Below are 25,139 nucleotides of genomic sequence, written 5' to 3' on the forward strand. Positions count from 1 at the left end.
AGTCAGCCCTTTGCTTTCGCGGCCTTCAAGGCGCGGAGTTTCTCGAACAGACGGGTGGCGAGGCCGGGTTTGTTGACCTGCCGGGCGCGGGCCAGGGCGATGGCCTCGGCCGGAACATCTTCTGTGATGACGCTGCCCGAGGCGGTGAGCGCGCCATCGCCCACGGTGACGGGGGCGACCAGCATGGTGTCCGAGCCGATGAAGGCGCGTTTGCCGATGCGGGTGCGGTGCTTCATCACGCCGTCATAGTTGCAGGTTACGGTGCCGGCGCCGATGTTGGTGTATTCGCCGATGTCGGCATCGCCGATATAGGTCAGGTGGCCGACCTTCACGCCTTCATCAAGGATGGCGTTCTTGATTTCCACGAAATTGCCGACATGCACGTCTTCGGCCAGTTCCGCGCCGGGGCGCAGCCGGGCGAACGGCCCGACATCGGCCCCGCGCGAGACGTGGCAGCCTTCAAGATGGCAGAAGCCCTTGATCTCGGCCCCCGATTCAATGGTAACGCCGGGGCCGAACAGCACGTTCGGGCCGATGATGGCATCGCGCCCGATATGGGTATCCAGCGCGAAGAACACGGTTTCCGGGGCGGTCAGGGTGACGCCGTTTTCCAGCGCCTCGGCGCGGGCACGGGCCTGGAAGGCGGCCTCGGCCTCGGCCAGTTGGGCGCGGGTGTTCACGCCCATCGTCTCGGCTTCATCACAGGTGACGACACCGGCGGACAGGCCGGCGGCGCGGGCCAGTTCCACCACGTCGGTCAGATAATATTCGCCCGCCGCATTGGCATTGCCGATCTGCGCGACAAGGCGGAACAGCGTTTGCGCATCGGCGCAGATCACGCCGGAATTGCAAAGCGTTATGGCGCGTTCTTCAGACGTGGCATCCTTGAATTCGCGGATGGCAAGAAGCTGGTCGCCCTGCGTCAGAAGCCGGCCATAGCGGCCGGGGTCGCGGGCGTGGAAGCCCAGCACCACAACGGCATGGCTGGCGCGGGCGGCCAGCATCGCCTGCAGCGTTTCGGGGCGGATGAAGGGGGTGTCGCCGTAAAGCACGATCGCCTCGCCCGGCAGATCGGCCAGAAGCGGCGCGGCCTGGGCAACGGCATGGCCGGTGCCCTTCTGTTCCTCCTGCACCACGACTTCGGCAGTCTCGTCAAAGGCGCGGGCGGCGGCGGCCACCGCCTCGCCGCCATGGCCGACCACGACAACGCTGCGCACGGGGTCCAGCGCGCGGCCCGCGGCCATGGCGTGATGCAGCAGGGGGGCGGCCGCCACCTTGTGCAGCACCTTGGGCGTGTCGGAATTCATGCGCGTTCCCTGGCCCGCGGCCAGGATGATGAGCGAGACCTGCATTCTGCCCCTTCCTTTTCTTTGGCGCCGGTTTTACGGCGAAGGCGGCGGGCCGCCAAGGGGCGGCTTCTCACAGAGGGTTGCGGGATGTTGCAAGGCGGAAAATGCGTGGTCTTCGATCTGGACGGCACGCTGGCCGATACATCCGCCGATCTGCTGGCGGCGGCGAATGCCTGTTTCCGCGCCATGGGACGCGGGGATCTGCTGGGGCCGGACGATACGCTGACCGCCTTTCACGGCGGGGGGGCCATGCTGCGGCTGGGGTTTTCGCGGATCGGCCGGGCCGGGGACGAGGCCGAGGTTGACGCCTGGTATCCGCGGCTGCTGGAGGCCTATGCCGAGGGGATTGATACCCATACCCGGCTGTATCCCGGCGCGGTCGAGGCCGTTGAAGCTCTGCGCCGGGCGGGGCTGGCGGTGGCCATCTGCACCAACAAGCCCGCCGGTCTGGCGGAAGACCTGCTGCGGCGGCTGGGGGTGCGGGATCTGTTCGGCGCCATGGTGGGGGCCGACACCCTGCCGGTGCGCAAGCCCGACCCGGCACCCTACCGTCTGGCGGTGGAAACGGCCGGCGGGGTGGTGGGGCGGTCAATGCTGGTGGGCGATACCGAGACCGACCTGAAGACGGCGCGCGCCGTGGGGGTTCCTTGCGCGCTGGTCAGCTTTGGCCCCGAAGGGCCGGGCATTGCCCGGCTGCAACCTGAGGCGCTGCTGCACGCCTATGCCGATCTGCCCGCGCTGGCGGCGCGGCTTCTGGCCTGAGGGCCGCCGCCCGCAGGGGGCGGCGGCGGGGGCCTGTGTCAGAGGAAGTTCTTCTTGCACCAGGGCGCGGTCTTGTCGAATTCCTTCATCAGGTCGGGCAGGCTGCGGGTGGCAAAGATCTTCTGGAACCGCTGCACCATCGCCTGCGCCTTCTGTTCATCGGTGCCGGGCACATGGTCCAGCATCACCACGGCGGCCGATTGCGCCCAGTCAAGATCGCCCTTGCTGATGTAGCCGGCGGAATAAAGCTCGTCCGAGACCATGTAGAGCAGGGCCGAACATTGCAGCGCCTGCGCGGCGCGGCCCTGGATCACCAGATCGGCATGGGCGGGCAGGGTGGCTGACAGGCCAAGGGCAAGGGCGGCGGGGGCAAGGAAGCGGATCTTCATGGCAATTCCATCGGGTTGAAGGGCGGGTGGCGGATGTTCGCCGCGGGTAGGGCCATCATGGCGCGGCGGTGGGCGATGGGCCAGTGACAAAACCTGTCATTCCCGCTCAGGTTTGACAGGCGCAACGCAAGGGCCTAAGCCGCCCGGCATGAGCCGCGCCCTGTCCAGTCCGCCTTCGCGCCATGCCGCGAATTTTGTCATGCTCACCGTGTTTCTGGACATGGTGGGTTTCGGGCTGATCATGCCCGTGATGCCCGCGCTGATCGAGGAGGTGGGCCATACTGGCATCGACCAAGCCGCGATCATCGGTGGCTGGATGTTTGCCGCCTTCAGCCTGGCGCAATTTGCCTTTGCGCCGCTGATGGGCAACCTGTCGGACCGTTATGGTCGCCGGCCGCTGCTGTTGCTGGCGGTGTTCGGGCTGGGGCTGGACTTCGCCTTTTCGGCGGTGGCGCCCACGCTGTTCTGGCTGTTCGTGGGCCGGGTGCTGGCCGGCATCTGCGGGTCAAGCTGGGTAATCGCCAATGCCTATATCGCGGATGTGACCCCGCCCGAGGGCCGAGCGCGGGCCTTTGCCATGATGGGCGCCGCCCTGAGCGTGGGTTTCGTGATCGGGCCGGCGATCGGGGGGATGCTGGGCGAATTCGGCCCGCGCGTGCCGTTCTGGGTGGCGGCGGCGGTGTCGATGCTGAATTTCGTCTATGGCTGGTTCGTGCTGCCCGAAACGCTGGCACCGCAGAACCGCCGCGAATTCCAGTGGTCGCGCGCCAACCCCTTTGCGGCCTTCCGGGTGTTCGCCACCTATCGCGGCGTCTTGCCGATGTGCCTGCTGATGGGGCTCTATTTCTTCTCGACATCGGTCTATCCAGCGATCTGGTCGTTCTGGGGCATTGCCAAGTTCGGCTGGAGCGAAGGCATGGTCGGCCTGACGCTGGCCATGTTCGGGCTGGTGACGGGGGCGTTTCAGGCCGGGCTGACCGGGCCGGTGGTGGCCCGCTTCGGAGAGGCGCGGACGGCGATGTTCGGGCTGGCCTGTTCGATGCTGGCGGTGCTGGGTTATGGTCTGGCGACCGGGGTCGTCATGGTGTTTGCGCTGATGATCCTGCACGGACCCGAGGGCTTTGCCCATCCGGTGCTGACCGCGATGATGTCGCGCCGGGTGCCCGAGGATGCGCAGGGCGAGTTGCAGGGCGGAATTTCCGCGATCACCAATGTGGCGATGCTGGCGGGCACGGTGTTCTATTCCTGGGTATTCGGGCATTTCATGGCGCCGGGCAGGGCCTGGCAATCGCCGGACATCGCCTATTGGGTGGCGGCGGGGTTCATGGTGCTGACGCTGGCGCTGTTTGTGCTGCTGAAACGGCGGGAGGACCGGCTTGGAACGGTTTGAGGGAAGTTTCACCCAGCAGGAGCCGATTCCCGAGGCCGGGATCACGGCGGCGCTGGCCGTGCTGCGGCACGGGCGGCTGCACCGCTACAACACCGCGGGCGACGAGGTGGCCGAGGCCGCGCTTCTGGAAGAGGAATTCGCCGCCTTCACCGGGGCGCGCTATTGCCTGGCCGTTGCCTCGGGCGGCTATGCCATGGGCTGCGCCTTGCGGGCCGTGGGCGTGGGGCAGGGCGCGCCGGTGCTGACCAACGCCTTCACGCTGGCCCCGGTGCCGGGTGCGATTGCGGCGGTCGGCGGGCAGCCGGTCTTTGTCGAGGTGACAGAAGACCTGATCCTGGACTTTGCCGATCTTGAGGCGAAGGCGCTGGCCACCGGATCGCGGGTGCTGCTGCTGTCGCACATGCGGGGGCATGTCTGCGACATGGACGCGCTGATGGCGCTGTGCGCCCGGCTGGGCGTGGCGGTGATCGAGGATTGCGCCCATACGATGGGGGCCGAATGGCGGGGCGTGCCCAGCGGGCGGCACGGGCTGATTGGCTGCTATTCGACGCAGACCTACAAGCACATGAATTCGGGCGAGGGCGGGTTCTGCATCACCGATGATGCGGAGCTGGCTGCGCGGATGATCCTGCTGTCAGGCAGCTACATGCTGTATGCGCGCCACCGCGCCGCGCCGTCGCCCGAGGTGTTCGAGGCGATCCGGCTGGAGGTGCCCAATGTCTCGGGGCGGATGGACAATCTGCGCGCGGCCATCCTGCGGCCGCAGATCGCCATGCTGGCCGACCGTCGCGCCCGCTGGGCCGCGCTTTATCGCGGAATGGAGGCGGGGCTGGCCGGGGTGCCGGGGCTGCGGCTGATACCGCGCCCCGAGGAAGAGGCCTATATGGGATCATCCTTCCAGTTCCTGCTGCCCGACTGGGAGGAGCCGCGCATCGTGGCCTTCCTTGCGGGCTGCGTGGCGCGTGGGGTTGAGCTGAAATGGTTTGGCGCCGGCGATCCGGTGGCCTTTACCAGCCGCTATGTGCATTGGCGCTATGCCGGCGAACAATCCTGCCCGCAGACCGACCGGGTGCTGCGCGGGCTGGTGGACATGCGGCTGCCGCTGACCTTTTCCGAGGCCGATGTGGCGCAGATCGCCCGGATCGTGCGGGCCGAGGCGCTGCGGATCGGGCAGGCCGAGACCGTCGAGGCGGTGGCCGCGCCGCAGGTTCAATAGGCGTCCGGTCCGGGCGGATGCGGCTGGACGCCACCCTTGTTGCCTATTGCGGGCTGACGGTCTTTGCGCTGCTGCGCTTTGTGGACTGGGCCGCTCCGGTGCCGCTGCCGGGCGGGGCCTGCCGGGTGGGCTATGTCTATGACGGGGATTCGGTCGAACTGATCTGCCCCGAGCGGACCGAGACCGCCCGGCTGATCGGGCTGGACACGCCAGAACTGAAAGGCGCCTGCGCGGCCGAGACGGCGGCGGCCGGGGCGGCCAAGGCGGCGCTGACCGCGGCGGTGCGCCGGGCGCAGCGGGTGGAGATCGGGATCGAAGGGCGCGACCGCTATGACCGGCCGCTGGTGCATCTGGTGCTGGACGGCACGGATGCCGCCGATGTGATGCTGAAGGCCGGACACGGGCGCCCCTATGACGGCGGCGCCCGCGAAGGCTGGTGCGACTGACCGTTTACTGCGGATAGGGCGAGGTGCCGCCAAGGCTGTCGTTGGTGTGCCGGATCAGCACATCACACAGGCAGGCCGTATCGGTACAGGCATCGCGGGCGGCGATGAAGCTGTCGTCACGCGGCGGGTTGGTCAGGTCAACCTCTTGCCCTGTCGCGTTTTCCACGGCGTAGACCCAGGCCAGATCGTCCAGCCGGCCCATGCGCCACAGCAGCATGTCGGGGGCCTCGACCGCATCGCACAGCAGCACATGTGCGGGCAGGGCGGGCGCATCGCAGGAAATGTCGGACAGGACCATGGAATAGGCCGGTTCCAGATCGGCGATCCGCGCCTCGACCGCGGCGGCGTCGACGGGGCAAATCGGCGCGGCGGCCACGGGCAGCGGCACCAGCAGGGCGCAGAGGGCGGGCAGAAGGCGCATGGCGAACCTTTCAGGCAGGGGTGTCTTGCAGCAGACAAGTCCTTGGTCTGGCTGCGGTCAAGGTCTGGAAAGCGGCCCTTCCGCGGCGGCTTTGCCGCGATCCTGTGCAAGTCATCCGCGACTCATCCGCGCAGGGTGGCCCGCAGGGACGCCCCCCCCGGCTTGCGGGGGGCTTCGGTCGGCTCGACCAGAGCGGGAAAATCGGCACACCATTGCATACAAGCCGCGAAATCCTTTGTTTCAGACACCTGAATCCCGCCCCCCATGCGTTGACCCCAGCCGGGGCGCGGAGTAAACGGGGCGCAGAGTTCAAGCGGGTGTGAATACCCGCAGCTCGCTGTCGCCAGCTGAAGGAGCTTCTCGTGGACGCGCTTCTCCGGGAGTATCTGCCCATTCTCATTCTGCTTGCTGTCGCAGCGGGGCTGGGCCTGATCCTGATCCTTGCCGCCGCCGTGCTTGCGGTTCGCAACCCCGACCCCGAAAAGGTGTCGGCCTATGAATGTGGTTTCAACGCCTTTGACGACGCGCGGATGAAGTTCGACGTGCGCTTCTATCTGGTGTCGATCCTGTTCATCATCTTCGACCTGGAAGTGGCCTTCCTCTTCCCCTGGGCGGTGGCCTTCGGCGACCTCAGCATGACGGCCTTCTGGTCGATGATGGTCTTCCTGGCCGTCCTGACCATCGGCTTTGCCTATGAATGGAAGAAGGGGGCCCTGGAATGGGAGTGAGCACCGGACCGAACACCGCCGGCGGTGACCAGGAGGTCATGGTTCAGGCGCTGAACCGCGAGCTTCAGGACAAGGGCTTTCTGCTGACCTCGACCGAGGACATCATCAACTGGGCGCGCATCGGCAGCCTGCACTGGATGACCTTCGGCTTGGCCTGCTGCGCGGTCGAGATGATGCACACCTCGATGCCGCGCTATGATCTGGAACGCTTCGGAACCGCGCCGCGCGCTTCGCCCCGCCAGTCGGACCTGATGATCGTGGCCGGCACGCTGACCAACAAGATGGCCCCGGCGCTGCGCAAGGTCTATGACCAGATGCCCGAGCCGCGCTATGTGATCAGCATGGGCTCTTGCGCCAATGGCGGTGGCTATTACCACTACAGCTATTCCGTGGTGCGCGGCTGTGACAGGATCGTGCCGATCGACGTTTACGTTCCCGGCTGTCCGCCCACGGCCGAGGCGCTGCTTTACGGTATCCTGCAGTTGCAGCGGAAGATCCGCCGCACCGGCACCCTGGTGAGGTAACCCGATGCCCGAGACCGCCCTTCAGGATCTGGCCGCCGCGATCGAGATGAAGCGGGCCGATGCCGTGCTTGCCTCGTCCGTCGCCTTTGGCGAACTGACGCTGACCGTTGCGCTGCCGCATCTGGAAAGCCTGATCGAATTCCTGCGCGATGATCCGGCCTGCCGGTTTTCGTCGCTGGTGGACATCACCGCCATCGACCACCCCGAACGCCCGGCGCGGTTCGACGTGGTGTATCACTTCCTGTCGATGTACCGGAACCACCGCATCCGCCTGAAGGTGGCGGTGCGCGAAGAGGACATGGTGCCCTCGATCATTGGCCTGCACCCCAGCGCCAACTGGTTCGAGCGCGAGGTGTTCGACATGTTCGGCATCCTGTTCTCAGGCCACCCGGACCTGCGGCGCATCCTGACCGACTACGGTTTCCGCGGCCATCCGCTGCGCAAGGATTTCCCGACCACCGGCTATGTCGAGGTGCGTTACGACGAGGCGCGCAAGCGCGTGGTCTACGAGCCGGTGAAACTGGTGCAGGAATACCGCCAGTTCGACTTCATGTCCCCCTGGGAAGGGGCCGAATACATCCTTCCCGGCGACCAGAAGGCAGGTGCGAAATGATGGACGGCGATATCCGGCAGAACGCCTATGACGACGGCACCGTCGATACGCTGACCAACGAGCAGCGCATCCGCAATTTCAACATCAACTTCGGCCCCCAGCACCCGGCGGCGCATGGCGTGCTGCGGCTGGTGCTGGAGCTGGACGGCGAGATCGTCGAACGCTGCGACCCGCATATCGGCCTGCTGCATCGCGGCACCGAGAAGCTGATGGAAAGCCGCACCTATCTGCAGAACCTGCCGTATTTCGACCGGCTGGATTATGTGGCGCCGATGAACCAGGAACATGCCTGGTGTCTGGCGATCGAAAAGCTGACCGGGGTGGTGGTGCCGCGCCGGGCCAGCCTGATCCGGGTGCTGTATTCCGAGATCGGTCGTATCCTGAACCACCTGCTGAACGTCACCACGCAGGCCATGGACGTGGGCGCGCTGACGCCGCCGCTCTGGGGCTTCGAGGAACGCGAAAAGCTGATGGTGTTCTACGAACGCGCCTGCGGCGCGCGTCTGCACGCGGCCTATTTCCGGCCGGGCGGGGTGCATCAGGATCTGACGCCCGAGCTGATCGACGACATCGAGACCTGGGCGAAGGCCTTCCCCAAGGTGCTGGACGACATCGACAGCCTGCTGACCGAAAACCGCATCTTCAAGCAGCGCAATGCCGACATCGGCATTGTCAGCGAGAAGGACATTCAGGACTGGGGCTTTTCCGGCGTGATGGTGCGCGGATCGGGCTTTGCCTGGGATCTGCGGCGCAGCCAGCCCTACGAATGTTACGACGAGTTCGACTTCAAGATCCCGGTCGGCAAGAACGGTGACTGTTATGACCGCTATCTGTGCCGCATGGCCGAGATGCGGGAATCGACCAGCATCATCCTGCAGGCCGTGGCCAAGCTGCGCGAGCCGGCCGCCAAGACCGACGTGATGGCGCGCGGTAAGCTGTCGCCGCCGAAGCGGGCCGAGATGAAGACCTCGATGGAGGCGCTCATCCACCACTTCAAGCTCTACACCGAAGGCTTCCACGTTCCGGCGGGCGAGGTCTATGCCGCGGTCGAGGCGCCGAAGGGCGAATTCGGGGTCTATCTGGTGGCCGATGGCACCAACAGGCCCTACCGCGCCAAGATCCGCGCGCCGGGCTTCCTGCACCTGCAGGCGATGGATTACATCTGCAAGGGCCACCAGTTGGCCGACGTGTCGGCCATCATCGGCACCATGGACGTTGTGTTCGGGGAGATCGACCGATGATCGAGACAACCGCCTTCGGCCTGGTTCCCACGTTCCTTGCGCTTTTCCTGGTGCCTGCTGTGGCGCCTTTCCTTCCGCTTCTGCTGTCGGGTCTCTGAATGCTTCGTCGCCTTTACCACACCCAGCCTGACAGTTTTGCCTTCACCCCGGCGAACCTGGAATGGGCCAAGGGCCAGATCTCGAAATATCCGGCGGGCCGTCAGGCCAGCGCCATCATTCCGCTGCTGTGGCGGGCGCAGGAACAGGAAGGCTGGCTGTCCCGCCCGGCCATCGAGCATGTCGCTGACATGCTGGGCATGGCCTATATCCGCGCGCTGGAAGTGGCGACCTTCTACTTCATGTTCCAGTTGCAGCCCGTGGGCAGCGTGGCGCATGTGCAGATCTGCGGCACCACAAGCTGCCTGATCTGCGGCGCCGAAGACCTGATCGCCGTCTGCAAGGAGCTGATCGCGCCCACGCCGCACACGCTGTCGGCCGATGGCAAGTTCAGTTGGGAAGAGGTGGAGTGCATGGGCGCCTGCGCCAATGCCCCGATGGCCCAGATCGGCAAGGACTATTACGAAGACCTTGACGCCGCCAAGCTGCGCGCGCTGATCACCCGGTTCTCGTCGGGCGAGGTTCCGGTGCCCGGCCCGCAGAACGGGCGCTATGCGGCAGAGCCGGCGGGGGGGCTGACCTCGCTCAAGGAATTCGAATCCGGGCGCCGGCAGTACAATGCCAGCGCGCAGCTTGCGGTGGACATCGGCGATACGGTCAAACGGATCGACGGCACCGAGGTGCCGCTGACGACCCCTTGGCTGGGCAAGGCTGCGGTTGCGGCCGAGAAGCCCAAGGCTGCGGCCAGGCCCAAGGCAGCGCCGAAGGCGGCCGAACCCGCTAAGCTGGCCGATGCGCCGGTGGCGGCGAAAAAGCCCAAGGTGCTGAAGGCGGCGCGCAAGGGCAAGGCGGATGACCTCAAGCTGATCTGGGGCGTCGGCCCGAAACTTGAGGAACTGTGCCACACGCTTGGCTTCTTCCATTTCGACCAGATCGCGGCCTGGACCGCGGACGAGGTTGCCTGGGTTGACGAGAATCTTGAAGGCTTCAAGGGCCGGGTGTCGCGCGACCGCTGGGTTGCGCAGGCCCGGGTTCTGGCAGCCGGCGGCACGGCCGAAGAGGCCGAGCGCATCGGGCGCGGCGAAGATTGAGCAATGACCCCGGACCTCGGGGTCCAACTTGGGAGTGACGGATATGGCTGATGTCAGGTTCGAAGGTGCACCCTTGCTTGAAGGCTGGGTGATCGGTGCTGCCATGGGGCTGGTCGCCTTTGCGGCGTCTGTTGTCGTGGGCGAGTTCGACCTTATGCCGGCGGCGTTCTTCGGCGTCGTCGTGGCGGGCGCTGCCGGTGCCGTGATGGGGTTCCCGTGGTGGATCGGCGGGCCGGTTTCGCCCGCATCTTCGGCGGCCTTCGCGGCCCGTGTCGCCGCTGCCGATGAGGCGCGCGCGGCGGCCCGCGCGGCCCAGGCCCCGGTTGCGAAACTTGCGCCGGTTGCCAAGGTTGCGGCCGCGCCGGCCGAAGTGGATGCGACGCCGGCTGCGCTGATCTCGACCCCGGTCGAAACGGCAGGTGGCCCGGCCCGTCATGCCGCGCCGCTGAATGGCAAGGCCGATACCCTGCGCGACATCGAAGGTGTCGGCCCCGTGACCGAACGGTTGCTGAACCAGTTGGGCTTCTGGCATTTCGATCAGGTCGCCAACTGGACCGAGGCCGATGTGGCCTGGGTGGAATCGAACCTGCGCGGCTTCAAGGGCCGGGTGACCCGCGACAAATGGGTGGCTCAGGCGAAGATCATCGTGACCGAGGGCATGGCCAGCTTCCGCCAGCGTGCCCGCCGCAACGATTACTGAGGCCGCACCGGAATGACTGATCCGCAGAAGCCGCGTGCGAAGATCGACCCCCGGGCCGGGCAGGCCCGGATGGTTGCTCTGGTGATTGCCGGCACGATGCTTCTGTGGATGGGCGCGCAATGGCTGGGGGGACAGATGGGCTGGCCGGCCCGCTATGTCTTTCTCTTCGACCTTGCCGCCCTGGCCGCGTTCACCTGGGCGCTGGTCGTGACGTATCAGATCTGGCGTGGACGCCAGGGTTAAGGAGCCAGACGGATGCTGAAGGATCAGGACCGTATCTTCACCAACCTTTACGGGATGCATGACCGCAGCCTGAAGGGCGCGATGAAGCGCGGCCATTGGGATGGCACCGCCGGGCTGATCGCGCTTGGCCGGGACAAGCTGATCGACATCGTGAAGGCCAGCGGCCTGCGCGGCCGGGGCGGGGCAGGCTTCCCCACCGGCATGAAGTGGAGCTTCATGCCCAAGGTGTCGGACGGCCGCCCGTCCTATCTGGTGATCAACGCCGACGAATCCGAACCCGGCACCTGCAAGGACCGGGAGATCATGCGCCATGATCCCCACACGCTGATCGAAGGTGCGCTGATCGCGTCTTTCGCCATGGGGGCGAACACCTGCTACATCTACCTGCGCGGCGAATACATCCGTGAGCGCGAGGCGCTGCAGGCGGCGATCGACGAATGTTATGACGCGGGCCTGCTGGGCAAGAACGCGGCCAAGTCGGGCTTCGACTTCGACCTGTATCTGCACCACGGCGCCGGCGCCTATATCTGCGGCGAGGAAACCGCGCTGCTGGAAAGCCTTGAAGGCAAGAAGGGGATGCCGCGGATGAAGCCGCCGTTCCCGGCGGGGTCGGGCCTTTACGGCTGCCCGACCACGGTGAACAACGTCGAATCCATCGCGGTGGTGCCCACCATCCTGCGCCGCGGCGCGGAATGGTTCGCCAGCTTCGGCCGGCCCAACAACACCGGGACCAAGCTGTTCGGCATCTCGGGCCATGTGGTTCACCCCTGCGTCGTGGAAGAATCGATGTCGATCCCGCTGCGCGAGTTGCTGGAAACCCATTGCGGCGGCGTGCGCGGCGGCTGGAAGAACCTGAAGGCGGTGATCCCGGGCGGGTCTTCGGTGCCGCTGCTGACCGCCGCGCAATGCGACGATGCGATCATGGATTTCGACTGGCTGCGCGAACAGCGGTCGGGTCTTGGCACGGCGGCGGTGATCGTGATGGACCAGTCCACCGATGTCATCAAGGCGATCTGGCGGCTGTCCAAGTTCTACAAGCATGAAAGCTGCGGCCAGTGCACGCCCTGCCGCGAAGGCACCGGCTGGATGATGCGGGTCATGGACCGTCTGGTCCGGGGCGAGGCCGAGATCGAAGAGATCGACATGCTGATTTCGGTGACGAAACAGGTGGAAGGCCACACGATCTGCGCGCTTGGCGATGCGGCGGCCTGGCCGATCCAGGGCCTTGTGCGCGCCTTCCGCGACGAGATCGAAGACCGTATCAAGGCCCGCAAGACCGGCCGCATCAGCGCCGTGGCGGCGGAATAAGCATGACCACCGCCCTCCATACCGCTGCGGGCACCGGCCCCCTGCGCTGCCGTTCGGCGGCTGCGGGGCTGATGGCCGTGGCGCTGGCGGGCTGCGTGGCACCGCAGGACGAGCTGGACCGCGTTGGCGCGGCGAAGGCGGTTCCGTTGGCGGAGGTCGTGGTCGATGGCCGCGCCTTTGCGGTTCAGGTCGAAGGGCGGGGAACCGGGCTTCGGCTGACCGCAGACGGCGCCCGCCCGGTTGAAGGGCGGCTGGTGCGCGTGGCGGCCAGCGCGTCGCCCCTGGCAATGGACGAGGGCGCGATTGCCAAGAAGGCGGCCCGCCAGGGTTGCGGCAAGGCCGGGGGCCGGTTCAACGAGGCGGCCATCGGCGCCTATGAACGCTCTGGCGCGGCCTGGGTCTTTGCGGGGGCCTGCGCATGATCACGCAAGGTTTCAGCATCGGCGGATCACGGCAGGGGCACGAAGGCGTGCTTTGGGCTGCGGACCGGGGACTGACAGGATGCCTGCGTCCGGGCGCACGGGGGAAAGCCCCGGCGTCTGCGGGCAGAGCAGCCTGTGGAGCGATCCCCATGAAGATTTTCAAGACCCTTGCCCTGTCGCTTGTCATGGCCAGCCCGGCCTTCGCGCTGGAACCGCTGGCGTCCGAGAAGTTCATCAACGACAGCCTGCGCGCCGGTCGCATCGGCGATGTCATCCGCAAGACCTGCCCGACCATCGATGCGCGCATGTTCACCGTCTGGTCGAAGCTGGAAGAGCTGAAGCGTTATGCCCGCCAGAAGGGCTATCCCGAAGACGAGGTCCGTGCCTTTCTCAAGGATGAAACGCAGAAGGCGCGGATCAAGAAGGAAGCTGCGGCGTGGCTCAAGGCGGCCGGCGCGGTGGAAGGCAAGGCCGAGACCTATTGCAAGGTCGGCCGCGACGAGATTGCGAAGGGCAGCCTGATCGGCAGCCTGCTGAGGGACAGGTCGTGATCCGGCGTCGGGTCACGCAACAGGATGGCGGCGGGCGGCACCGGGTTGGTGCCGTGCGTCTTGTCAGGACGGGAAGGGCGTAGGCATGTCGAACCTGAAGAAAATCAACATTGACGGCATCGAGATCGAGGTCGATGGCGCGATGACGATCATTCAGGCAGCCGAAGTTGCCGGGATCGAGATCCCGCGCTTCTGCTATCACGAACGGCTGACCATCGCGGGCAACTGCCGGATGTGTCTGGTCGAGGTGGTCGGCGGCCCGCCGAAGCCCGCCGCAAGCTGCGCGATGCAGGTGCGCGACCTGCGCCCCGGCCCGAATGGCGAGGCGCCGGTCGTCAAGACCAAATCGCCCATGGTCAAGAAGGCCCGCGAGGGGGTGATGGAGTTCCTGCTCATCAACCACCCGCTGGACTGCCCGATCTGCGACCAGGGTGGCGAATGTGACCTGCAGGATCAGGCCATGGCCTATGGCGTGGACTTCAGCCGCTACCGCGAGCCGAAGCGGGCCAGCGAGAACCTGAATCTTGGCCCGCTGGTCAAGACCGAGATGACGCGCTGCATTTCCTGCACCCGCTGCGTGCGCTTCACGACCGAGGTCGCGGGCATCACCCAGATGGGCCAGACCGGACGCGGCGAAGACAGCGAGATTACCAGCTATCTGAACGTGACGCTGGATTCGAACCTTCAGGGCAACATCATCGACCTGTGCCCGGTCGGCGCGCTGACCAGCAAGCCCTATGCCTTTACCGCCCGTCCGTGGGAACTGACCAAGACCGAATCCATCGACGTGATGGATGCGCTTGGGTCGAACATCCGCGTCGATACCAAGGGCCGCGAAGTGATGCGCATCCTGCCGCGCAACCATGACGGCGTGAACGAGGAGTGGATCAGCGACAAGACCCGCTTCATCTGGGATGGTCTGCGCCGGCAGCGGCTGGACGTGCCCTACGTCCGCGACAACGGCCGCCTGCGCAAGGCAAGCTGGGCCGAGGCGCTGGAACGCGCGGCCAAGGCGATGAAGGGCAAGCGGGTTGCCGGTCTGGTGGGCGATCTGGCCCCGGTCGAGGCGGCCTTCAGCCTGAAGGCGCTGGTCGAGGGGCTGGGCGGCCATGTCGAATGCCGCACCGATGGCGCGCGTCTGCCGGCGGGCAACCGTTCGGCCTATGTCGGCACCGCGAAGATCGAAGATATCGACAGCGCCCGCCGGATCCTGATCATCGGGTCGAACCCGCGGATCGAGGCGCCGGTGCTGAATGCCCGCATCCGCAAGGCCTGGACCAATGGCGCGGATGTGGCGCTGATCGGCGAGGCAGCGGACCTGACCTATGACTATGCCCATCTGGGCAATGACCGCGCCACGCTGGCCGGGATGCTGACGCAAGACCTGGCGAACAAGGCCGGCACGCCGGGCATCGTGATCGTGGGGCAGGGCGCCCTGAACGAGGCGGATGGCGAGGCGGTTCTGGCCCATGCCATGCGCATCTGCGAACTGGGCGACTGCAAGCTGCTGGTCCTGCACACGGCCGCGTCGCGCGTGGGGGCGATGGACGTGGGCGCCGTGACCGAGGGCGGGCTGGCGGCCGCCACCGACCATGCAGAGGTGATCTTCAATCTGGGCGCGGACGAGGTGGAGATCGCCGCCGGTCCCTTTGTCATCTATCAGGGCAGCCATGGCGACCGTGGCGCGGCCCGCGCCGATGTGATCCTGCCGGCGGCGGCCTATACCGAAGAGAACGGGCTGTTCGTCAACACCGAGGGCCGGCCGCAACTGGCCTTCCGCGCCGGGTTCGCCCCGGGCGAGGCCAAGGAAAACTGGGCGATCCTGCGGGCGCTGTCGGCCGAACTGGGCGCGGCGCTGCCGTGGGACAGCCTGGCGCAACTGCGCGGCGCGCTGGTCAAGGTGCATCCGCATCTGGCCGAGATCGACGAAGTGGCCGAGAACGCCTGGCAACCGCTTGAACTGCGGGCGCCCGGCAAGGCCACCTTCCGTAATGCGATCAGGGATTTCTACCTGACCAACCCGATCGCGCGGGCGTCGGCGGTGATGGCCGAGCTTTCGGCGATGGCCAAGGCGCGGGCGGCAACCCCGATGGCGGCGGAATGAGGATGTTTGGCCCCCGGACCCTGGGCTGCGGCCTTGGCCTGATCGTCGCTTCGGCGGCGCTGGCTGGCTGCGTGCCTGCGGACGGGGCGGACACTGCCAGCGGGGCCGAACCCGCGGACGCGGCGGCCAAAAGCCTGGTCCAAGTGTCGGACGCGGAATATCTGGGCATCGAGGCGGTGCCCATGGATGAGGACATGATCAGCTTCCGCCTGACGATGACGGGTGCGAAGGACGAGGCGGAGGTGGTGGCCTATGGCCGCTGCGCCGCCGCACAATACGCGCTGACCCGGAAAGCCGGGTTCGTGCGGCATGTCCGCACCAAGGTGGACAAAGAAGGCAAGACATGGCGGGGGGATGCGGTCTATCTCATCTCGACCGCCTTGCCCGCAGGGCGCAAGGTGATCGACGCCAAGGTTCAGGTGAACGATTGCGGCCTGCAGGGCATTCCGACGGTGTAAGGGACGGACAATGGACGGATTTCTGGATACAGGCCTCGGGACGACGCTGCTGATCGCAGCACAGAGCCTGCTGATCGTCGCTTTCGTGATGATCAGCCTCTTGTTCCTTGTCTATGGCGACCGCAAGGTCTGGGCCGCGGTGCAGATGCGCCGGGGACCGAACGTGGTGGGGCCCTTCGGCCTGCTGCAATCGGTGGCGGACGCGCTGAAATTCGTGGTCAAGGAAATGGTGATCCCGGCGGGCGTGGACCGTCCGGTATTCTTCCTGGCCCCGATGCTGAGCTTCGTGCTGGCCATTCTGGCCTGGGCGGTGATCCCGTTCGACAGCGGCTGGGTTCTGGCCGACATCAACGTCGCCATCCTGTTCGTCTTTGCGGTGTCGTCACTGGAAGTCTATGGCGTGATCATGGGCGGTTGGGCGTCGAACTCTAAATACGCCTTCCTTGGTTCGCTGCGGTCGGCGGCGCAGATGATTTCCTACGAAGTCAGCCTTGGCCTGATCATCATCGGCATCATCATCTCGACCGGCAGCATGAACTTCAGCCATATCGTTGCCGCCCAGGATGGCAACTGGGGCCTGTTCAACTGGTACTGGCTGCCGCATCTGCCGATGGTGGTGCTGTTCTTCATCAGCGCGCTGGCCGAAACGAACCGCCCGCCCTTCGACCTGCCGGAAGCGGAATCCGAACTGGTGGCGGGGTTCATGGTGGAATATTCCTCCACGCCCTACCTGCTGTTCATGGCCGGCGAATACATCGCCATCTTCCTGATGTGCGCGCTGATTTCGCTGCTGTTCTTCGGTGGCTGGCTGTCGCCCATCCCCGGCATCGCCGATGGCTGGTGGTGGATGGTGGCGAAGATGTGGTTCTTCTTCTTCCTCTTCGCCATGGTGAAGGCCATCGTGCCGCGCTACCGCTATGACCAGCTGATGCGGATCGGCTGGAAGGTGTTCCTGCCGCTGTCGCTGGGCTGGGTCGTGCTGGTGGCCTTCCTGGCCAAGTTCGAAATCCTGGGCACCTTCTGGGCCCGCTGGACCCTGGGGGGCTGATCCAATGGCCAACATCGACTGGAACCGCGCCACCCGCTACTTCCTGATGACGGATTTCATCAAGGGCTTTGCCCTGGGGATGAAGTACTTCTTCGCGCCGAAGACCACGCTGAACTATCCGCATGAAAAGGGGCCGCTGTCGCCCCGGTTCCGCGGGGAACACGCGCTGCGCCGCTATCCCAACGGCGAGGAACGCTGCATCGCCTGCAAGCTGTGCGAGGCGGTCTGCCCGGCGCAGGCCATCACCATTGACGCCGAACCGCGCGAGGACGGCAGCCGCCGCACGACGCGCTATGACATCGACATGACCAAGTGCATCTACTGCGGCTTCTGTCAGGAAGCCTGCCCGGTGGATGCCATCGTGGAAGGCCCGAACTTCGAATTTTCGACCGAGACCCGCGAAGAGCTGTTCTACACCAAGGAAAAGCTGCTGGAGAACGGCGCCCGCTGGGAAGCCGAGATCGCCCGCAACCTTGAACTGGATGCGCCCTACCGATGACCGACGCCTATACCAGAATGTTCCAGCAGATGATGGAAAGCGGGCAGGAAATGCTGCGCGCCTTCAATCCTGCGCTTGAGAACATGAATGTCAGCGGTCTGGACAAGATGTTTCCCACCATGTCGAAGGACATGCTGGAAATGTGGTTCGGCAAGACCTTCAACCGCGAAGGGCTGGATGCCAAGACCCGGCTTCTGGTCACGCTGGCGGCGCTGACGGTTCTGGGCGCGCAGGGCGAGCCGCAGATCCGCATGACGGTGCGTCACGCGCTGGAAGCGGGGGCGACGGAACGCGAGATCGCGGAAGTGATCTGGCAGATGAGCATGTTCGGCGGCCTGCCCGCCATGCAGAAGGCGCTGGAGACCGCCCAATCGGTCTTTGCCGAAAAGAAGGAAGGAACGTCATGAGCGTTGCCGATATCGCATTCTACGCCTTTGCCGTGATGACGGTGGTGGCGGGGCTGATGCTGACCATCAGCCGCAACCCGGTGCATTCGGTGCTGTGGATGATCCTGTCCTTCCTGGGTGCCGCCGGTCTGATGGTGCTGATGGGGGCCGAATTCGTCGCCATGCTGGTGATGATCGTCTATGTCGGCGCGGTCGCGGTGCTGTTCCTGTTCGTGGTGATGATGCTGGACGTGGACTTTGCCGCGCTGAAGGGCGAGATCAGCCGCGCCATGCCGCTGGCCCTGCTGGTGGGGGTGGTGCTGATCATCCAGATCAGCCTTGGCATCGGCGCCTGGGTCGAGGCGGACGGGGCCCTTGGCCTGCGCGATGCGCCGGCGCCGCATGGCGTGGACAATGCCCGCGCGCTGGGGCTGATCCTTTATGACAAATACGGCTTCCTGTTCCAGATCGCCGGGCTGATCCTGCTGGTCGCCATGATCGGGGCGATCCTGCTGACGCTGCGCCACCGCAAGGACATCAAGCGGCAGAACGTGCTGCAACAGATGTGGCGCGACCCGGCCAAGGCGATGGAACTGAAGGACGTGAAGCCGGGGCAGGGGCTGTAAGCCCACGCCGCAAGGCTGCCGCAACGGTTCGGGCCGACCGGCCCAGAGGAACGACAACGGGCAAAAGACCCGGAGGGAACGAGAGATGGTGGGACTTGAACATTACCTGACAGTCGCCGCGGCGCTGTTCGTGATCGGGATCTTCGGGATCTTCCTGAACCGGAAGAACGTGATCGTCATCCTGATGTCGATCGAACTGATGCTGCTGTCGGTCAACCTGAACCTCGTCGCCTTCTCGGTGCATCTGGGCGATATGGTGGGGCAGGTCTTCACCCTGTTCGTGCTGACGGTCGCCGCGGCCGAGGCCGCCATCGGCCTGGCCATCCTTGTCGTGTTCAACCGCAACCGCGGGACGATCGACGTGGAAGACGTGAACGTGATGAAGGGTTGAGGGCATGGTCGCAAGGGTAGGGGACCGCAACGCCTTCGGGCTGCGGGTCACGGCGGTGCAGGGCCGGATGGTCGATCTCGAATGCGAGACCTGCGGCGAGCGTGGCACGGTTGCGGCACAGGAATTCCAATCGACGCGCTGCGGGTCCGACCGCTGCGCCTCCAGTCAAGGCAGGGCTGAGTAATGGCCACGATCATTCTTTTTGCGCCTCTGATCGGGGCCATCCTCTGCGGCTTCGGCTGGCGGATCATCGGCGAGAAGGCCGGCCAGGTGCTGACCACGTCGCTGGTCTTCCTGGCCGCTGCCCTGAGCTGGGTTATCTTCCTGACCTTTGACGGCGAAACCCGGCATATCGTGCTGCTGGACTGGATCCAGTCGGGCACGCTGCAGACCGAATGGGCGATCCGGCTGGACCGGCTGACCGCGATCATGCTGGTCGTGGTGAACTCGGTCTCGGCGCTGGTCCACCTCTACAGCTTCGGCTACATGGCGCATGACGACAACTGGCACGAGGGCGAGCATTACAAGGCCCGCTTCTTTGCCTATCTGTCGTTCTTCACCTTCGCGATGCTGATGCTGGTCACCAGCGACAACCTGGTGCAGATGTTCTTCGGCTGGGAAGGGGTGGGCGTCGCGTCCTACCTGCTGATCGGGTTCTATTACCGCAAGCCTTCGGCCAATGCGGCCGCGATCAAGGCCTTCGTTGTGAACCGGGTCGGTGACTTCGGCTTTGCCCTTGGCATCATGGCGATCTTCTTCCTGACCGACTCGATCCGGTTCGACGACGTGTTCGCCGCCGCGCCGGCGCTGGCGGAAACCAACCTCACCTTCCTGTGGCGGGAATGGAACGCGGCCAACCTGATTGGCGTACTGCTGTTCATCGGGGCCATGGGCAAGTCGGCGCAGCTTGGGCTGCACACCTGGCTGCCCGACGCGATGGAAGGCCCGACCCCTGTGTCGGCGCTGATCCACGCCGCGACCATGGTGACGGCGGGGGTCTTCCTCGTCTGCCGGATGTCGCCGCTTTATGAATACGCGCCGGATGCCAAGACGATGATCGTGATCGTCGGCGCCACCACCGCCTTCTTCGCCGCGACGGTGGGTCTGGTGCAGAACGACATCAAGCGCGTGATCGCTTATTCGACCTGTTCGCAGCTTGGCTACATGTTCGTTGCGGCTGGGTCGGGCGTCTATTCGGTGGCGATGTTCCACCTGTTCACCCACGCCTTCTTCAAGGCGATGCTGTTCCTGGGGGCCGGCTCGGTGATCCATGCCACGCACCACGAACAGGACATGCGCAATTACGGGGGCTTGCGGAAGAAGATTCCGCTGACCTTCTGGGCGATGCTGATCGGCACGCTGGCCATCACCGGCGTGGGCATCCCGCTGACGCATTGGGGCTTTGCCGGCTTCCTGTCGAAAGATGCCGTGATCGAAAGCGCCTGGGGCGGCGGCAGCATGTATGCCTTCTGGCTGCTGGTCGTGGCGGCCTGCTTCACCAGCTTCTATAGCTGGCGGCTGATGTTCCTGACCTTCTTCGGCACCAGCCGGGCGCAGGGCCATGACCATGGCCATGGTCACGCCGCGCATGGGTATGGCGACCACGGGCATGACGACCACGGCCACGAGCCGCATGAAAGCCCGGCGGTGATGCTGGTCCCGCTGGGGGTGCTGGCGCTTGGCGCGATCTTCTCGGGGATGCTGTGGTACAACGTGTTCTTCGGCGACGAAGCCAAGTTGCGCGGCTGGTTCGGCATGGAGGCTGCGGCCGTTCATGGCACCGAACACGGAACCGACCACGCCGCCGCAACGACCGAAGGCGCGGATGCCGGCCATGCGGCGACCGAAGGCGAGGCGGCGGATCATGCCACCGCTCCGGCGGAAGGCGCAGTCGTGGCAACCGAGGCCGAGGCCGGCCATGAGGCGGTGGCTGCGGTTGCAGGCGCGGCCCCCAAGGGCGCCATCTTCATCGGGCCGGACAACCATGTGATCCATGCCGCGCATGAAGCGCCGACCTGGGTGAAGGTCTCTCCCTTCGTCGCGATGGTAATCGGTCTGGGCCTGTCCTGGCTGTTCTACATCGCCAGCCCCGGCCTGCCGGCGCGTCTGGCGCGGGCGCAGCGTCCGCTCTACGAATTCCTGCTGAACAAGTGGTACTTCGACGAGCTTTACGACCGTCTTTTCGTGCAGCCGGCCAAGTTCATCGGGCGGTTCCTGTGGAAGCGGGGCGACGGCGATCTGATCGACGGCACGATCAACGGGGTGGCGATGGGGATCATTCCCTTCTTCACCCGCCTCGCGGGGAGGGCGCAGTCGGGATACATCTTCCACTACGCCTTCGCGATGGTGCTGGGGATCGTTGTCCTCGTCACCTGGATGACCCTTTACGGCGGCGCCAGGTAAGGGCGCGGGATCAATGGCACAGCAACTTCTCTCGATCATCACCTTCCTGCCGCTGGTCGCGGCCGCCATCATGGCGCTGTTCATGCGCGGCGATGACCATGCCGCGCAGATGGGCGCCAAGCGTCTGGCCCTTTTTGCCACGCTGGCGACCTTCCTCGCCTCGATCTTCCTGGTGCTGGAGTTCGATCCTTCGAACACCGGCTTCCAGTTCGTGGTCGAACGGACCTGGATCCTGGGTCTGACCTACAAGATGGGCGTGGACGGCATCTCGATCCTGTTCGTGATGCTGACCACCTTCCTGATGCCCCTGGTGATCTGGTCCGCCTGGGAGGTGGACAAGCGCGTCAAGGAATACATGATCGCTTTCCTTGTGCTGGAAAGCCTGATGCTGGGCGTGTTCTGCGCGCTGGATCTGGTGCTGTTCTACCTGTTCTTCGAGGCGGGCCTGATCCCGATGTTCCTGATCATCGGCATCTGGGGCGGGAAGGAACGCATCTACGCGGCGTTCAAGTTCTTCCTCTACACCTTCCTCGGCTCGGTGCTGATGCTGGTGGCGATGATCGCCATGTACATGGACGCGGGCACCACCGACATCGTGAAGCTGATGGATCACACCTTCGCGTCCGAAACGATCTCGGTAGCGGGCTTCCAGATCATCGGCGGGATCCAGACGCTGCTGTGGCTGGCCTTCTTCGCCAGCTTCGCGGTGAAGATGCCGATGTGGCCGGTGCACACCTGGCTGCCGGACGCCCACGTTCAGGCCCCGAACGCAGGGTCGGTGGTGCTGGCGGCGGTGATGCTGAAGATGGGCGGCTATGGCTTCCTGCGCTTCAGCCTGCCGATGTTCCCGGTGGCAAGCGACCATCTGTCTGGGCTGGTGTTCTGGATGAGCGCGATTGCCATCGTCTACACCAGCCTTGTCGCGCTGGCGCAGTCGGACATGAAGAAGCTGATCGCCTATTCGTCGGTTGCGCACATGGGCTATGTCACCATGGGCATCTTCGCGGCCAACCAGCAGGGCATTGACGGCGCCATCTTCCAGATGCTGAGCCACGGCTTCATCTCGGGCGCGCTGTTCCTATGTGTCGGCGTGATCTACGACCGGATGCACACCCGCGAGATCGACGCCTATGGCGGCCTTGTGAACCGGATGCCGACCTATGCGCTGATCTTCATGTTCTTCACCATGGCCAACGTGGGCCTGCCCGGCACCAGCGGATTCATCGGTGAATTCCTGACGCTGGTCGGCATCTTCCAGGTCAATACCTGGGTGGCGGCCGTGGCGACCACGGGCGTGATCCTGTCGGCGGCCTATGCGCTGTGGCTGTATCGCCGTGTCGTCTTTGGCGAGTTGATCAAGGAAGCCCTGAAGAGCATCAGCGACATGACCGGCCGCGAGAAGGCGATCTTTGCGCCGCTTGTGGCCATGACCCTGATCCTGGGTGTCTATCCGGCGGCGGTGACCGATGTCATCGGCCCGTCGGTGGCTGCCCTGGTTGCCGATTACCACGAAGCTGTCCAGGCTGCGGCCGGGGCCGGCGCCGTGGCGATGAACTGAGGACCGAGCATGACACCCAGTGATTTTCAAACCGTCCTGCCCGAGGTGGTCCTTGCGCTTTGGGCCATCGCCGCGCTGATGTTCGGGGTCTATACCGGCAAGGACCGCGTGGCGGTGCCACTGGTCTGGGCGACGGCGGGGCTGATGGCCGCGCTGGCGCTGTGGATCGGTCTGGCCGGGCAGGGCGAGCGCACGGCCTTCGGCACGCTGTTCATCGACGATGCCTTTGCCCGCTTCGCGAAGGTGACCATCCTGATCTCTGCCGCCGCCGTGCTGATCATGGCGCAGGACTACATGAGCCGCACCGGAATCCTTCGGTTCGAATATCCGGTTCTGGCCTCGCTGGCCGTTCTGGGTATGCTGCTGATGGTCAGCGCCAGCGATCTGATGTCGCTGTACATGGCGCTGGAGCTGCAATCGCTGGCGCTTTATGTGCTGGCCGCGCTGCGCCGCGACAGCCTGAAATCCACCGAGGCGGGGCTGAAATACTTCATCCTTGGGGCGCTGTCGTCGGGGCTGCTGCTTTATGGCGCGTCGCTTGCCTATGGCTTTGCCGGCACCACGGCCTTTGCCGGCATCCTGACATCGCTTCAGGGCGAGGCGGCACCGCTGGGGCTGCTGTTCGGTCTGGTCTTCGTGATCGCCGGTCTGGCCTTCAAGATCTCGGCCGTGCCCTTCCACATGTGGACGCCCGATGTCTATGAGGGCAGCCCGACCCCGGTGACCGCCTTCTTCGCCACAGCACCCAAGGTTGCCGCCATGGCGCTGATCGCGCGGGTGGTGTTCGACGCCTTCGGCGCCATTCCGGGCGACTGGGGGCAGGTGCTGGCCGGTCTGGCCGTGGCCTCGATGTTCCTTGGCGCGATTGCCGCCATCGGGCAGAAGGACATCAAGCGCCTGATGGCCTATTCCTCGATCGCCCATATGGGCTATGCGCTGATCGGCCTGGCCGTGGGCACGGTCGAAGGGGTGCAGGCGATGCTGATCTACATGGTGATCTATGTCACCATGAACGTCGGCACCTTTGCCTTCATCCTGTCGCTGGAACGCGACGGCCGCCCGGTGTACGACATTGCCAGCCTCAACATGTTCTCGAAGAAGGAACCGCTGAAGGCGCTGGCCATGCTGGTGCTGCTGTTCAGCCTGGCCGGTGTGCCGCCGATGGTGGGCTTCTTCGGGAAGTTCTATGTGCTGAAGGCGGCGGTCGATGCCGATATGGTCTGGCTGGCGCTGGCCGGGGCCGTGGCTTCGGTGATCGGGGCCTTCTACTACCTGCGCATCGTCTACTTCATGTATTTCGGTGCCGATCAGGAACCCGCCGACAGCCGCATGGCGCCGGTGCAATGGGCGATGCTGGTTGCGGTGGCGGTCATCATGCTGGCCGGGATCGTCAACCTGTTCGGGCTTGAGCCCGTGGCCCAGGTGGCGGCGGAAGCGCTTGTCCGCTGACGCCCCCGCCGGCCGGGTGCTGCTGGAGACGGTCGACTCCACCAACGCCGAAGGCTTCCGCAGGGCCCCGCATCTGACGGGGCCCTTGTGGATTCTGGCGCGCGAACAAAGCGCGGGCCGGGGGCGGCGGGCACGGCCCTGGGCCAGCCCGCCCGGCAACTTCTACGGCACGCTGGTGTTGCGCCACGCCGACCCGCCCGCCCGCGCCGCGCTGCGCAGCTTTGCCGCCGCGCTGGCGCTGCGCGATGCCTTTGCCGCGCTGACCGGGCTGCCGCAGGTGTTTTCGCTGAAGTGGCCGAACGACGTGCTGCTGAACGGCGGCAAGGTCGCCGGCATCCTGCTGGAAGCGCAAGGTCCGGTGCTGTGCATCGGCATCGGCGTCAACCTGATCGGCGCGCCGCCGGTGGGTGCGGTTGAACCGGGGGCGGTGACGCCGGTCTCGCTTCTGTCGGAAACCGGGCTGCGGATCACGCCAGAGCATTTCCTTGACGCGCTGGCCGCCGCCTATGCCGGGTGGGAGGCGCGGTTCGCGGCCGAAGGCTTTGCCCCCCTGCGCACGGCCTTTCTGGCCCATGCGGCCCGTCTGGGCGAACCCATCCGCGCCCGCACCGGCAGCGAGACCCGCGAAGGCGTGTTCGAGACCATCGACGCCGAGGGCAACCTGATCCTTCGCATGGCCGCCGGCCCGGTTGCGATTCCCGCGGCCGAAGTGTTCTTCTAGCGTGGC

The 25,139-nt window shown here is 65.6% G+C and carries 28 protein-coding genes; 25 read left to right on the forward strand and 3 right to left on the reverse strand.

All coding sequences use genetic code 11. The annotated features are described in order from the left end of the window. Positions 1-2: 2 nt before the first annotated feature. Positions 3-1,352 carry a bifunctional UDP-N-acetylglucosamine diphosphorylase/glucosamine-1-phosphate N-acetyltransferase GlmU gene (glmU, locus tag B6K69_RS00380; protein ID WP_108642379.1) on the reverse strand — a complete coding sequence of 450 codons (1,350 nt, stop codon included), beginning with the start codon at positions 1,350-1,352 and terminating at the stop codon, positions 3-5. Between the two features lie 84 nt (positions 1,353-1,436). Between glmU and B6K69_RS00385 the strand changes: the two genes are divergently transcribed. Continuing rightward, positions 1,437-2,111: an HAD-IA family hydrolase gene (locus B6K69_RS00385; protein WP_108642380.1), complete on the forward strand. Its 675-nt coding sequence runs from the start codon at positions 1,437-1,439 to the stop codon at positions 2,109-2,111. 38 nt (positions 2,112-2,149) lie between these two features. Here B6K69_RS00385 and B6K69_RS00390 read toward each other — a convergent pair whose 3' ends face one another. Further along, the gene (locus B6K69_RS00390) at positions 2,150-2,500 is read right to left on the reverse strand and encodes a hypothetical protein (protein ID WP_107672977.1); all 351 of its coding nucleotides are present in this window, start codon (positions 2,498-2,500) and stop codon (positions 2,150-2,152) included. A gap of 148 nt (positions 2,501-2,648) precedes the next feature. Here B6K69_RS00390 and B6K69_RS00395 point away from each other — a divergent pair, with 148 nt between their 5' ends. Genes B6K69_RS00395 through B6K69_RS00405 form a run of 3 tightly spaced genes read left to right on the forward strand, consistent with a single transcriptional unit; the run spans position 2,649 to position 5,552 of the window. After that, positions 2,649-3,890 carry a TCR/Tet family MFS transporter gene (locus B6K69_RS00395; RefSeq protein WP_108642381.1) on the forward strand — a complete coding sequence of 414 codons (1,242 nt, stop codon included), beginning with the start codon at positions 2,649-2,651 and terminating at the stop codon, positions 3,888-3,890. Then, a complete protein-coding gene (locus B6K69_RS00400; protein ID WP_108642382.1) occupies positions 3,877-5,106 on the forward strand; it encodes a DegT/DnrJ/EryC1/StrS family aminotransferase in 1,230 nt (409 codons plus the stop codon). The genes B6K69_RS00395 and B6K69_RS00400 overlap by 14 nt, the downstream gene beginning before the upstream one ends. A gap of 17 nt (positions 5,107-5,123) precedes the next feature. Continuing rightward, positions 5,124-5,552 (forward strand): thermonuclease family protein, encoded by a 429-nt coding sequence (locus B6K69_RS00405; RefSeq protein WP_108642383.1) that lies wholly within the window; start codon positions 5,124-5,126, stop codon positions 5,550-5,552. Positions 5,553-5,556: 4 nt separating this feature from the next. Here B6K69_RS00405 and B6K69_RS00410 read toward each other — a convergent pair whose 3' ends face one another. Beyond that, positions 5,557-5,973, reverse strand: a complete 417-nt coding sequence (locus B6K69_RS00410) for a hypothetical protein (protein WP_108642384.1) — start codon at positions 5,971-5,973, stop codon at positions 5,557-5,559. A 362-nt stretch (positions 5,974-6,335) separates the two neighbouring features. On the opposite strand from B6K69_RS00410, the gene B6K69_RS00415 reads away from it, so the two are divergent. From B6K69_RS00415 to B6K69_RS00520, 21 genes are all read left to right on the forward strand, one after another. Then, a complete protein-coding gene (locus tag B6K69_RS00415) occupies positions 6,336-6,701 on the forward strand; it encodes an NADH-quinone oxidoreductase subunit A (protein ID WP_107672982.1) in 366 nt (121 codons plus the stop codon). After that, positions 6,692-7,225, forward strand: a complete 534-nt coding sequence (locus B6K69_RS00420; RefSeq protein ID WP_107672983.1) for a NuoB/complex I 20 kDa subunit family protein — start codon at positions 6,692-6,694, stop codon at positions 7,223-7,225. Before B6K69_RS00415 ends, B6K69_RS00420 begins: the two co-directional genes overlap by 10 nt. 4 nt (positions 7,226-7,229) lie before the next feature. After that, positions 7,230-7,838, forward strand: coding sequence for an NADH-quinone oxidoreductase subunit C (locus B6K69_RS00425; protein ID WP_107672984.1), 609 nt, complete (start codon positions 7,230-7,232; stop codon positions 7,836-7,838). Beyond that, positions 7,835-9,079 (forward strand): NADH-quinone oxidoreductase subunit D, encoded by a 1,245-nt coding sequence (locus B6K69_RS00430; protein ID WP_108642385.1) that lies wholly within the window; start codon positions 7,835-7,837, stop codon positions 9,077-9,079. Before B6K69_RS00425 ends, B6K69_RS00430 begins: the two co-directional genes overlap by 4 nt. A gap of 98 nt (positions 9,080-9,177) precedes the next feature. Continuing rightward, positions 9,178-10,266 carry an NADH-quinone oxidoreductase subunit NuoE gene (nuoE, locus tag B6K69_RS00435; protein ID WP_108642386.1) on the forward strand — a complete coding sequence of 363 codons (1,089 nt, stop codon included), beginning with the start codon at positions 9,178-9,180 and terminating at the stop codon, positions 10,264-10,266. Between the two features lie 43 nt (positions 10,267-10,309). Then, a complete protein-coding gene (locus tag B6K69_RS00440; protein WP_108642387.1) occupies positions 10,310-10,966 on the forward strand; it encodes an NADH:ubiquinone oxidoreductase in 657 nt (218 codons plus the stop codon). Between the two features lie 12 nt (positions 10,967-10,978). Beyond that, positions 10,979-11,209, forward strand: coding sequence for a DUF5337 domain-containing protein (locus B6K69_RS00445; protein ID WP_108642388.1), 231 nt, complete (start codon positions 10,979-10,981; stop codon positions 11,207-11,209). A 12-nt stretch (positions 11,210-11,221) separates the two neighbouring features. Further along, positions 11,222-12,517: an NADH-quinone oxidoreductase subunit NuoF gene (gene nuoF, locus B6K69_RS00450; RefSeq protein ID WP_108642389.1), complete on the forward strand. Its 1,296-nt coding sequence runs from the start codon at positions 11,222-11,224 to the stop codon at positions 12,515-12,517. A 2-nt stretch (positions 12,518-12,519) separates the two neighbouring features. After that, a complete protein-coding gene (locus tag B6K69_RS00455) occupies positions 12,520-12,939 on the forward strand; it encodes a hypothetical protein (RefSeq protein WP_108642390.1) in 420 nt (139 codons plus the stop codon). 149 nt (positions 12,940-13,088) lie between these two features. Further along, the gene (locus tag B6K69_RS00460) at positions 13,089-13,490 is read left to right on the forward strand and encodes a DUF5333 domain-containing protein (RefSeq protein WP_108642391.1); all 402 of its coding nucleotides are present in this window, start codon (positions 13,089-13,091) and stop codon (positions 13,488-13,490) included. Positions 13,491-13,575: 85 nt separating this feature from the next. Continuing rightward, positions 13,576-15,594 carry an NADH-quinone oxidoreductase subunit NuoG gene (gene nuoG / locus B6K69_RS00465; protein ID WP_108642392.1) on the forward strand — a complete coding sequence of 673 codons (2,019 nt, stop codon included), beginning with the start codon at positions 13,576-13,578 and terminating at the stop codon, positions 15,592-15,594. Positions 15,595-15,596: 2 nt separating this feature from the next. After that, a complete protein-coding gene (locus tag B6K69_RS00470) occupies positions 15,597-16,052 on the forward strand; it encodes a hypothetical protein (protein WP_108642393.1) in 456 nt (151 codons plus the stop codon). A 10-nt stretch (positions 16,053-16,062) separates the two neighbouring features. Beyond that, complete coding sequence (gene nuoH / locus B6K69_RS00475; protein WP_107672994.1) at positions 16,063-17,100, forward strand: NADH-quinone oxidoreductase subunit NuoH; 1,038 nt, start codon at positions 16,063-16,065, stop codon at positions 17,098-17,100. Between the two features lie 4 nt (positions 17,101-17,104). Then, entirely contained in the window at positions 17,105-17,599 is a 495-nt protein-coding gene (nuoI, locus tag B6K69_RS00480; RefSeq protein ID WP_107672995.1) for an NADH-quinone oxidoreductase subunit NuoI, read from the forward strand. Continuing rightward, positions 17,596-18,006 carry a carboxymuconolactone decarboxylase family protein gene (locus B6K69_RS00485; protein WP_107672996.1) on the forward strand — a complete coding sequence of 137 codons (411 nt, stop codon included), beginning with the start codon at positions 17,596-17,598 and terminating at the stop codon, positions 18,004-18,006. Before nuoI ends, B6K69_RS00485 begins: the two co-directional genes overlap by 4 nt. Then, the gene (locus B6K69_RS00490; RefSeq protein ID WP_108642394.1) at positions 18,003-18,611 is read left to right on the forward strand and encodes an NADH-quinone oxidoreductase subunit J; all 609 of its coding nucleotides are present in this window, start codon (positions 18,003-18,005) and stop codon (positions 18,609-18,611) included. Before B6K69_RS00485 ends, B6K69_RS00490 begins: the two co-directional genes overlap by 4 nt. 85 nt (positions 18,612-18,696) lie before the next feature. After that, the gene (nuoK, locus tag B6K69_RS00495; RefSeq protein WP_107672998.1) at positions 18,697-19,002 is read left to right on the forward strand and encodes an NADH-quinone oxidoreductase subunit NuoK; all 306 of its coding nucleotides are present in this window, start codon (positions 18,697-18,699) and stop codon (positions 19,000-19,002) included. Positions 19,003-19,185: 183 nt separating this feature from the next. After that, positions 19,186-21,405, forward strand: a complete 2,220-nt coding sequence (gene nuoL, locus B6K69_RS00505) for an NADH-quinone oxidoreductase subunit L (protein ID WP_108642395.1) — start codon at positions 19,186-19,188, stop codon at positions 21,403-21,405. A 13-nt stretch (positions 21,406-21,418) separates the two neighbouring features. After that, positions 21,419-22,963 carry an NADH-quinone oxidoreductase subunit M gene (locus B6K69_RS00510; protein WP_108642396.1) on the forward strand — a complete coding sequence of 515 codons (1,545 nt, stop codon included), beginning with the start codon at positions 21,419-21,421 and terminating at the stop codon, positions 22,961-22,963. Between the two features lie 9 nt (positions 22,964-22,972). After that, on the forward strand, positions 22,973-24,412 hold the full coding sequence (nuoN, locus tag B6K69_RS00515; RefSeq protein ID WP_108642397.1) for an NADH-quinone oxidoreductase subunit NuoN: 1,440 nt from the start codon (positions 22,973-22,975) through the stop codon (positions 24,410-24,412). Continuing rightward, positions 24,402-25,133, forward strand: a complete 732-nt coding sequence (locus tag B6K69_RS00520) for a biotin--[acetyl-CoA-carboxylase] ligase (protein WP_108642398.1) — start codon at positions 24,402-24,404, stop codon at positions 25,131-25,133. The genes nuoN and B6K69_RS00520 overlap by 11 nt, the downstream gene beginning before the upstream one ends. Positions 25,134-25,139 lie beyond the last annotated feature (6 nt).

The organism is Pseudogemmobacter blasticus (assembly GCF_003071405.1).
Taxonomy (GTDB): domain Bacteria; phylum Pseudomonadota; class Alphaproteobacteria; order Rhodobacterales; family Rhodobacteraceae; genus Pseudogemmobacter; species Pseudogemmobacter blasticus.